At 73.8% G+C, this 9,805-nt stretch carries 9 protein-coding genes; 3 read left to right on the top strand and 6 right to left on the bottom strand.

Annotation, left to right across the window (positions count from 1 at the left end; all coding sequences use genetic code 11):
- Together ABZ193_RS13200 and ABZ193_RS13195 are read right to left on the bottom strand one after the other, a co-directional pair.
- The coding region (locus tag ABZ193_RS13200) for a serine/threonine-protein kinase (protein WP_354710019.1) at positions 1-968 on the bottom strand (968 nt) is incomplete at its 3' end.
- Positions 969-1,035: 67 nt separating this feature from the next.
- Positions 1,036-1,764: a TVP38/TMEM64 family protein gene (locus ABZ193_RS13195; RefSeq protein ID WP_354710018.1), complete on the bottom strand. Its 729-nt coding sequence runs from the start codon at positions 1,762-1,764 to the stop codon at positions 1,036-1,038.
- 54 nt (positions 1,765-1,818) lie between these two features.
- On the opposite strand from ABZ193_RS13195, the gene ligD reads away from it, so the two are divergent.
- Genes ligD through ABZ193_RS13180 form a run of 3 tightly spaced genes read left to right on the top strand, consistent with a single transcriptional unit; the run spans position 1,819 to position 4,944 of the window.
- The gene (gene ligD / locus ABZ193_RS13190) at positions 1,819-2,838 is read left to right on the top strand and encodes a non-homologous end-joining DNA ligase (protein ID WP_354710017.1); all 1,020 of its coding nucleotides are present in this window, start codon (positions 1,819-1,821) and stop codon (positions 2,836-2,838) included.
- A gap of 26 nt (positions 2,839-2,864) precedes the next feature.
- Positions 2,865-3,926 (top strand): AI-2E family transporter, encoded by a 1,062-nt coding sequence (locus ABZ193_RS13185; protein WP_354710016.1) that lies wholly within the window; start codon positions 2,865-2,867, stop codon positions 3,924-3,926.
- A 7-nt stretch (positions 3,927-3,933) separates the two neighbouring features.
- Positions 3,934-4,944, top strand: a complete 1,011-nt coding sequence (locus ABZ193_RS13180) for an LLM class flavin-dependent oxidoreductase (RefSeq protein ID WP_354710014.1) — start codon at positions 3,934-3,936, stop codon at positions 4,942-4,944.
- Positions 4,945-5,218: 274 nt separating this feature from the next.
- Here the strand turns inward: ABZ193_RS13180 and ABZ193_RS13175 are convergent, their stop codons facing one another.
- From ABZ193_RS13175 to ABZ193_RS13160, 4 genes are all read right to left on the bottom strand, one after another.
- Positions 5,219-6,508 (bottom strand): glycosyltransferase 87 family protein, encoded by a 1,290-nt coding sequence (locus ABZ193_RS13175; RefSeq protein ID WP_354710013.1) that lies wholly within the window; start codon positions 6,506-6,508, stop codon positions 5,219-5,221.
- Between the two features lie 68 nt (positions 6,509-6,576).
- The gene (locus ABZ193_RS13170) at positions 6,577-8,094 is read right to left on the bottom strand and encodes an alpha/beta hydrolase (protein WP_354710012.1); all 1,518 of its coding nucleotides are present in this window, start codon (positions 8,092-8,094) and stop codon (positions 6,577-6,579) included.
- Between the two features lie 83 nt (positions 8,095-8,177).
- A complete protein-coding gene (locus ABZ193_RS13165) occupies positions 8,178-8,729 on the bottom strand; it encodes a hypothetical protein (protein WP_354710011.1) in 552 nt (183 codons plus the stop codon).
- Positions 8,729-9,802 (bottom strand): ATP-dependent DNA ligase, encoded by a 1,074-nt coding sequence (locus tag ABZ193_RS13160; protein ID WP_354710009.1) that lies wholly within the window; start codon positions 9,800-9,802, stop codon positions 8,729-8,731. The genes ABZ193_RS13165 and ABZ193_RS13160 overlap by 1 nt, the downstream gene beginning before the upstream one ends.
- Between the last annotated feature and the right edge of the window lie 3 nt (positions 9,803-9,805).

Genomic DNA, 9,805 nt, shown 5'->3' with positions numbered 1-9,805 from the left:
AAGGAGCCCGCCACGGCGTGACGTCGAACGCGATCGCGCCCGGGCTCATCGCGACCCCGATGCTGGCGTCCATGGACGACAAGGCGCGGGCGAAGTGGCGGGCGCTCGCCGGGCGGCGCGGGCGGCGGCACGTCGGCCGCCACGGCCGCGGGCTGGCGGCCACCACCGTTGAACAGCGGCGGCGACACCAGCGTGCCGCCCTTGGTGTCCTTCTCGCCGTTGGCCAGCGCGGCCAGCCGGTCGCGGGCCTCCAGCATGGTCGGCCGCTCCTCCGGCTCGACCCGCAGCAGGCTCATCAGCAGCGCGGTCGCCTTGCCGGACTGGCGCGGCGGGATGACCTGCCCGTTCGCCGCCGTGTAGAGCAGGGCCAGCTGGTTGGAGCTGTTGCCGTAGGGCGGCTGGCCCTCCAGCGCGTGGTAGAGCGTCGCGCCGAGGGAGAAGACGTCGGAGGCCGGCGCCGGGTCGGAGCCGCGCGCCAGCTCGGGCGCGAGGTAGGCCGGGGTGCCGCCGATCAGGCCGGTCTGGGTGAGCGTGAGGTCGCCCGCCGCGCGCGAGATGCCGAAGTCGGTGATCTTCGCGGTGCCGTTGTCGTCGATCAGGATGTTCGCGGGCTTGATGTCCCGGTGCACGATGCCGGCCCGGTGCGCCACGACCAGCGCGGAGGCGACCTGGTGCCCGATGCGCGCGACCTCGGCCAGCGGCAGGGTGCCCTGCTCGGCGATCACCGCGGAGAGGCTGCGCGAGGGCAGGTACTCCATGACGAGGCACGGATCCCCGCCGTGTTCGGCGATGTCGAACACCACGATGGCGTTCGGGTGCTGGAAGCGCGCCGCGTTCTTCGCCTCGCGCATCGCACGCTGCCGCATGCTGTTGCGCTCGGCTTCGGACATGCCCGGCTGAGCGAGGATCTGCTTGACCGCCACGGAACGCTCGAGGCGCTCGTCGACCGCGCGCCACACGACCCCCATGGCGCCGCTGCCGATGTGCTCAACGAGGCGATAGTGCCCTGCGATCAGCTGACCGGTGTCGATGGGACTACTCCTCGGAAACTCTCCGCAAGTGCTGGGTTGGCTCAGCGCGAACGATCTCCTCGCGCACCGGGTCGAGTGTAGCGGGCTGCCCGGTGCGCCCGGCGTAAGCAGTCCCGCGGGCGATTCGGGCCAGGCCAAGGGCCCCGGCGAGTGCGAAGGCACCGTAGCAGGCGAGCAGCGCGGGCGGTGTGCCGCCGGTGAGCGCGTCGCCCAGCACGACCACCGCGACCGTGCCGGGCAGGCTGCCGAGGACGGTCCCGGCCAGGTACGGGCGGAACCGCACGGACAGGATTCCGCAGCAGTATCCCAGTGGCGCGAAGGGAACCAGCGGGATCAGCCGCAGCGACGCCACCGCGAGGACGCCACCGTCGGCGAGCCGCTCGTCAACCGCGCGCACCACTTTCCGTTCCAGGTGGCGGGACACGAGGTCGCGGCCGACCAGGCGGGCCAGTCCGAAACCGAGCGCGCCGGACACCGCGGTCGCCGTGACGGCCACCACGATGCCGAGCACGTCCCCCAGCAGCAGTCCCGCCGCGAGGTTGAACACGGTGCGGGGTATGGGCGCGACGGTGAGTACCGAATAGGCGGCCAGGAACACCAGCGCGGTCACCGGACCCGCGCCCGCGGCCCAGTTGCGCAGTTCCGCGGGGCTCGGCACGGGGAGTGTGAACGCCGCCACGACCGCCCCGGCGAGCAGGACGAGCGCGATGATCATCTTCAGGCGGCGGGGCACGACGTCCACGGTAAGGCACGCGCGGAACCGGCCCGGCGGGGCTACGGTGATCCGGTGGCAGGACGTGGCGAGGCGGTCGAGTACCAGGTCGGCGACCGGGTGGTGCGGGTGTCCAATCCGGACAAGGTGTACTTCCCGGAGCGCGGGATCACCAAGCGGCAGGTCGTGGAGTACTACCTCGCGGTCACGGAGCCGTTGCTGCGGGCGGTCGGGGAGCGGCCGACGACGCTGAAACGGTTCCCCGACGGGGTTTCCGGCGAGCCGTTCTACGCCAAACGGGTCCCCAAGGGAGCGCCCGAATGGGTGCAGACCGCGCGGATCACGTTCCCGTCCGGGCGCACCGCGGACGAGGTCTGCCCCACCGAGGCGGCGGTGTTCGCGTGGGCGGCCAACCTCGGCACGCTCGACTTCCACCCGTGGCCCGTCCGGCGGTCCGACGTGGACCACCCGGACGAACTGCGGATCGACGTGGACCCCTCGGACAGCTCCGGGTTCGGCGACGCGGTGCGGGTCGCGCTGGTGGTGCGCGAGGTGTTGGCGGACGCCGGGCTGACCGGGTACCCGAAGACCTCCGGCGGGCGCGGGGTGCACGTGCTGGTCCGGATCCGGCCGGAGTGGGACTTCGTCGACGTGCGGCACGCGGTGATCGCGCTGGGCCGCGAGGTGGAGCGGCGCGTCCCGGACCTCGCCACGATCGCGTGGTGGAAGGAGGAGCGCGGCGGCCGCGTGTTCCTCGACTACAACCAGGCGGCGCGGGACCGGACCGTGGCCTCGTCCTGGTCGGTGCGCGGCACCCCGCGGGCGACGGTGTCGACGCCGCTGACCTGGGAGCAGCTGCCCGAGGCCGACCCGGACGACTTCGACGTGCTCACCGTGCCGGACTGGCTGGCCGGGCACGGCGACCCGCACGCCGCGATCGACGACGAGGCGTTCGGCCTGGAGACGGCGCTGGAGTGGTACGCCCGCGACGAGCGGGACCACGGGCTCGGCGAGATGCCGTACCCGCCGGACTACCCGAAAATGCCAGGTGAACCGAAGCGCGTGCAGCCGAGCAGGGCACGGCCGGAGGGCTGACGGCCGCGCGAGGATGGCGGTGCAGGATGACCGAGAACCCGGCCACGGGCCGGCTGCTCCACCGCTCCGCCGTCGTGTGCGCGCAACTGCTGGTGGTCGCCGCCGCGCTGTGGGTGCTCGTCCGGGTGCTGGCCACGCTCGCCGTCGTGGTGATCCCCGTCGCGCTCGCGCTGCTGCTGGCCGCACTGCTCGCGCCGGTGGTGACCTGGCTGGCGCAGCACCACGTGCCGAGAGCGCTCGCGACGGCGGTGGTCCTGGTCGGCGGGGTGGCCGCGGTCGGCGCCGTGCTGTGGTTCGTGGTCAAAACCGTGGTGGACAGCCTGCCCGACCTGCGCACCCAGCTCGCCGGGAGCTACCAGGAGCTGCGCGGCTGGCTCGCCTCGATCGGGGTGCGCCCGGAGCAGCTGGACCAGGTGGCGGCCCAGGCGCGGGAGTGGGTGGCGGCGAACCAGCAGTCGCTCGCGAGCGGCGCGTGGAACGCGTTCTCCACCGTCGGATCGGTGCTCACCGGGCTGGCGCTGGCGATCTTCGTCCTGGTCTTCGTGCTCTACGACGGCGAGCGGATCTGGCGGTTCCTCACCCTGCCGTTCCGCGGTTCCGCCCGCCGCCGGGTGGACCTCGCGGGCAAGCGGGCCTTCCACGACCTCACGGCGTTCATGTACGCGCTGATCATCGTGTCGGCGGTGGACGCCGTCGGGATCGGCATCGGGCTGTGGGTCACCGGGGTGCCGCTGGTGGTGCCGCTGGCGACGCTGGTGTTCCTCGGCGGGTTCGTGCCGATGATCGGCGCGTTCGTCACCGGCCTGCTCGCCGCGCTCGTCGCGCTGGTCGCCGAGGGGCCGTTCACCGCGCTGCTGGTCGTCCTGATCGTGATCGCCGTGCAGCAGCTGGAGGGCAACGTGCTGGAGCCGATGATCACCAGCAAGGCGGTGCGGCTGCACCCGGTCGCGGTCATCCTGGCGATCGCGGTCGGCGTGCAGCAGGCCGGGGTGATCGGGGCGCTGCTGGCGGTGCCCGCGCTCAGCACGATCCGGGCGGTCGCCGCGACGCTTCTGGAGCCGGAACAGGCGCCGGCGCCGGCGTGTTGACCAAGGTGTGAAGCTGTCCGTGCTCGACCGGTCCCGCACCCGCGAAGGCGGCACCCACGCCCAGGCGCTGCGGGAGACCGTCGCGTTCGCGCGGCAGGCCGAGGCGCTGGGCTACCACCGGTTCTGGGTGTCCGAGCACCACAGCGTGCCGGGCGTGGCCGGGTCGGCGCCCACCGTGCTGGCCGCCGCGGTCGCCGACGCCACCTCGGCCATCCGCGTCGGCACCGGCGGGGTGATGCTGCCCAACCACCAGCCGCTCGTCGTGGCCGAGCAGTTCGGGGTGCTGGAGGCGCTGCACCCGGGCCGGATCGACATGGGGCTGGGCCGGTCGGTCGGGTTCACCGGTGGCGTGCGGCGCGCGCTCGGCCACGACAAGGACGACGCGGACCGGTTCGGCGAGCAGGTGCGGCTGCTGCTCGGCTACCTCGACGGCACGCAGGACGAGTTCCCCGGTGTGCACGCGTTCCCGGCGGAGGGGCAGCCGATCCCGGCGTTCCTGCTGGCCACCGGGGCGGGCGCGGACCTGGCCGCCGAGCTGGGGCTGCCGCTGGTGATCGGCGCCGTGCGCGGTGAGGGGCGCATGATCGAGGCGATCGGCCGCTACCGCGAGTCGTTCGTCCCGTCGGTCCGCTGCCCGGCGCCGTACGTGATCGTCTCGGCGACGATCGCGGTGGCCGGGACGAGGGAGGCCGCGGAGCGGTTGCTGGTGCCGGAGGCGTGGTCGGCGGCGTGGTCGCGCACGCACGGCGTGTTCCCGCCCCTGCGCCCGGCGGCGGAGATCCTGGCGGGCCCGATGACCGACCGGGAGCGCCGCTACTTCGACGACGCCCGGGAGGGGCAGATCGCCGGCACCCCGGCGGAAGCCGCCGCGGCGCTGGAGGGGCTGGTGGAACGCACGGGCGCGGACGAGGTCCTGGTGACCACGAGCACGTACGACCGCGCGGAGATGCTGGAGTCCTACCGGCTGCTGGCGGAGGCGGTTTCCGCGCGCAGTGCCGCTGGGGTGGCTGGCTGGTAGGAGCCGGGCGTCCGGCTCATCGTGGGATGGGCGTGCAGCTCAGCCGGGTTAGGCGGCTCGCGACCGTTTCCGGCGCGACGCGGCTGGACGGTAGGGCGCTGCGTCTGCCGACGGGGCCGATCTCGGCCGCCGGGCTCGTCGTGGGGTTCGGCGGGCAGCCCGGCCGGCGTTGGGCGGCTTCGCGGCCGTTTCCGGGCGCGGTGCGGCCGGGGTGGCCGCACGGTGAGCCGCCCCTGCGTCCGGCGGGCGCAGCCGGTGCCGGTGGGCGTGCAGCTCAGCCGGCAGTACGTGAAGCGTCCGGCTCCGCGGGCAGCGCCGCCGGGGTCTTCGGCGTCCGGTAGTACAGCGCGACCGCCAGGAACACCGCGAACGTCAGCCAGATGTAGGCGTTCTGGAACAGCCACTCCAGCCCCGCCGGCTTGAACGCCAGCACCGTGTCCGCCTCGAAGCCGATCAGCGGCAGCACCCCGCCGGACGTGATGAGCGCGGCGCCGGCCAGCCCGATCCACCCCAGCACCGATCCGCGGAACGCCAGGTTGCCCAGGCAGATCAGCAGCATCGCCAGCCACACCCAGTGGTGCACCCAGCTGTACGGCGACACGGCCGTCGTCGCCAGGCCGCACAGCGTCGCCGCCACCAGTTCCTCGCCTCGCGCGGCCAGCCGTCGCGCCAGCAGCAGGCACACCACGGCGGTCGCGGCCGCGGCGAGCAGCCACACGATCTGCATCCCGCCGGTCACCCCGGTCGCCCGCGCGAAGAACCCGCGCAGCGACTCGTTCGACGGGTTCTCCGGCACGCCGACCCGCGTCGGGTCCATGAACGCGCCGGACCAGAACGTCACCGAGTCGTGCCACAGGAACGCGAACCCGACGGCCACGGTGACCACGAACGTGCCCATCGCGACGATCGCCGCCCGGTACCGCCGCGTCACCAGCAGGTACAGCACGAAGAACGCGGGCGTCAGCTTGATCCCGGCGGCGATGCCGATCAGCGCGCCCTTGACCTTCGACGAGTCCGGCAGCGCCAGGTCGAGCAGCACCAGCGTCATCAGCAGGATGTTGATCTGCCCGAACGCCATCGTCTCCCGCACCGGCTCGCACCACATGAGCAGCGCCGCCACCGGCAGGCTGAACAACACGAGCCGCGCGTCGCGCCGGAACCGCAGCAGCGACAGCGCCGCCCACACGCCGACGGCCAGCATCGCGTAGTCACCGAGCGCGCCCACCCACGTGAAGAGTTCACCCTTCAGTGGCGCCAGCGGCACGAACAGCAGCGCGGCGAACGGGGTGTAGACGAACTCCCACTGCCCGCGGATGTTGCCGAGCAGCGGCGTGTCGTAGACCGACACGCCGTCCAGGACGCGCTCGCCCGCGATCCGGTACACGCCCAGGTCCAGCAGGTGCAGCAGCGCGGGGAGCTGGGCCAGGACCTCTCTGACGTACCAGAAGCCGGCGCCCGCGCCCAGCACGAGGACCGGCCAGACGGCGATCCAGGGAATCGGTCGTCGCGCGCTGTCCCGGGGCGCCGGCGCCACAGCCGGCGTCTCGACCGCGGAAGACGGCACAGTCACTCCCAGTACTCAGTGGTCCGGCGGATGGAGGACAAGCCTAAACGGGGCCCGGGCAGCGTCCCCTAAGCGGGGCAGAGCGTGCCGTCGGCGGGGACCTTCCCGTCGACCAGGAACGCCCGCACCGCCTCGGCCGCGCACGGCGAGCCGAGCGCCCCGTGCCCGGCGCCCTGCCACGCGACGCGCACCGCGCTCGGGATCTGCTGCGCCGCCCGCACCGTGCCGGTTTCCGGCGTGACCGGGTCCGTCAGGGTGCTGGTGACCAGGACCGGCGGCAGCCCGGACGTGCCCAGCGTCGGCAGCGACTCGGTGCGCGCCGGCCACGGCAGGCACCACGCGAGCCGCTGCGTCACCAGCCCGCCGAAGACGGGGTAGCGGCCGCGCAGCTGCGTGGTCAGCCCGGCGATCTGGTCGGCAGGCATCCGCACGACGGTGTCGTTGCACTCGGTGGCCAGCGTGGCGTCGAGGCGGGACGGCGCGACGTCCGAGCCGTTGAGCATCGGCGAGACGAACGCGGCGAGCCCGCGGACGTCGCCAGCCCGGCCGGCGTCCAGCGCGCGGGCCAGCTCGCTCCAGCGGGTGCGGTCGGCGAGCCCGGTGACCACGGCCCGCAGCGCCGTGCCCGCGCCGAACACCGCGCCGCCCGGCAGCACCTGCGGCGCCGCGCGCAGCCGCTCCACCACGGCGTTCACCGTCGCGGCCGCGTCCTGGCCGACGGCGCGGCCGTAGGCGTCCAGGGTGGCCTGCTGCGCGGCGGCCAGGTCGCCGAGCACCGTGACCGTGTCGCTGGACGGGTCCGGGATGCCGTCCATCACGAACCGGCCGACGCGGTCCGGGAACCGGGCGGCGTAGGAGATCAGCACCTGCGAGCCCTCGCCGTGGGCGAGCGCGTGCAGCTTCGGCACGCCCAGCTCACCGCGGATCTCTTCGAGGTCGCCGGCGGTGCGCCAGCTGTCGAAGGCCTGTTGCGCGCCGCCGAGGTCGATCGCGCACTGCTGCCCGGCCTTGCGGGCGGCGTCCAGCAGCGGTTCCAGGTCGTCGTCGGCCGGGTCCTGGTTGAGCAGCTGGCTGCGTGTGTCCTCGGGCACGCACGACAGCGGGTCGGACTCGCCGGTGCCGCGCCGGTCCACCCCGATCAGCGAGAAGCGCTGCAGCAGCGCGGGCGGCAGCGTCGAGGCGAGTCGCGCGGCGTAGAGGGTGCCGGGCTCGCCCGCGACGTCGTTGACCACGACCAGCGGGATCGCGCCGTTGCCCGCCTTGAGCACGGACACGCGCGTCTGCACACGCCCCGGCAGCGCCGGGTCGTCCAGTGTGGACATCACGGTGCCGCAGCTGAACCGCAGGTAGCCGGGCGCCTCGGCGCCGAGGCGGTTGCGGGTCTGGGCGTCGCAGTCAGCCCAGTCGAGCGCGGGCGAACGCGGCTCGGTCAGCGGCGGCAGCGGCACGTCCGGGGCGGAGCTGGCCGGCGCGGAGGACACCGGCTCGTCGTTCTCCACGACCGGCGGCCGTTTCGACGGCCCCGCCGTGCAGCCGGCGAGGAGGGCCGGCAGCAGCACAGCGAGCACGAGACCACGGCGCGGCACGACGTTCCTCTTTCCCTTGGTGCGTGTTCGCCCCCGAGGTTCGCACGAGGCCCGTTTGCCCGTGGTGAGCGGGGTCGGTGCGCTCAGACGCCGTGGACGTTGAACCCGCCCATGCTGAAGCCGCCCGAGCCCGCGGTCCCGGTTCCCCCGGGCGTGTAGTGGCGGGCCGCGGACGTCCGCCGGGACACCGGCGGGGCGGGTTCGGCGGGCAGCCGGTCCAGCACGCGGCGGGCAGCGGCCACCACGTACGGGGCGTCGGGCTCGTGCACCGCGCTCAGCAGCATTTCGCGGAGCTGACGCTGGTCGTAGCGAGCCTCGAGCCCGGGCCGGACGTCCACGAGGGCCAGGATGACCACCCACGGCAGATCCCGCCCGTCCCGGACGTTGCGGTCGCCCTCGGCCGCCATGACCTCCCGCATGGCTTCCCAGATCTTCTCGCGCCGCAGCGGGCTGAGGTGCCACGCGCGCTCCAGCGCGGTGCGCGCCCGGTCGGCCGCCTCGTCGTTCCGGGCCTGGCACATCACCCGCACGAGCGTCTCGGGCGCGCGGCGGTGGCGGCGGCACAGGTGGGCCGCCGCGAGGACGGCCAGCCGTCCCCGGCTCCGCAGCGCGTGACGTTCGATCCGGCCTGCCATCAGCGGGTCCGCTTGACCTCGCCGTGGAAGACGGCGTCCAGGTCGTAGCGGGCGACCTCCTCCAGCTGAGCGTACGTGCACGACTCCGGCTCACGGTCCGGGCGCCACCGGATGAACTGCGCGGTGTGCCGGAACCGCGACGGCTGCCCGCCTTCGGTGTGCTCGTAGGCGACCTCGGCGACCCGCTCGGGCCGCAGCGGCACCCACGGCTGCTCGGTGGAGCGCCACCGCGTGATGCCGCCGGGCAGGCGCTGCCCCTCGGTCGTGCCTTCCAGCCAAGGGTGCCCGCTGCCGTCGGTGATCAGTTCGGCGAACTCGGCCGCCAGCTCCTTGCGCCGCTTCACCGGGAACGACCCCACGACGCCGGGGTGGTGCAGCACGCCGTTGTCGTCGTACAGCCCGAGCAGCAGCGAGCCGACCGCCTCGCCGGGGGTGGAGTCCTTGTGCCACCGCAGCCCGGCCACCACGCAGTCCGCGGTGCGGGAGTGCTTGTACTTGATCATGATCCGCTTGCCCGGCTCGTATCCGGCGTCCAGCGGCTTGCCGATGACCCCGTCCAGCCCGGCGCCCTCGAACAGCTCGAACCAGTGCCGCGCGGTCGCCGGGTCGGTGGTCGCGGGCGTGATGTTCAGGTCTTGCCCGGCGAGCTTCGCCAGGCGCTCCCGCCGCGCGCTGGTCGGCTCGCCGAGGAACGCTTCGTCGCCCAGCGCGAGCAGGTCGAACGCGACGAACGTGGCGGGCGTCTGCTCGGCGAGCAGCCGGATGCGGGACTCGGCCGGGTGGATGCGCTCGGTCAGCGCGTCGAAGTCCAGGTGTCCCTCGCGGCCGACGACCAGCTCGCCGTCCAGCACCACCCGTTCCGGCAGCAGCGGCGGCAGCTGCGCCAGCACCTCCGGGAAGTACCGGTTCAGCGGCTTCCCGGCGCGCGACTGCAGCGTCAGCTCGTCGCCGTCGCGGAAGACGAGGCAGCGGAAGCCGTCCCACTTCGGCTCGAACAGCAGCTCGTCGGAGTCCGGGATCGACTTCGCCGGTTTCGCCAGCATCGGCTGGATCGGCGGGGTCAGCGGCAGCATGCG

The organism is Amycolatopsis sp. NPDC006125 (genome assembly GCF_040614195.1).
GTDB classification, from domain to species: domain Bacteria; phylum Actinomycetota; class Actinomycetes; order Mycobacteriales; family Pseudonocardiaceae; genus Amycolatopsis_E; species Amycolatopsis_E tucumanensis.
Note: the sequence above shows the minus strand (reverse complement) of the source record. Positions and strands in the feature narration are given on the sequence as shown.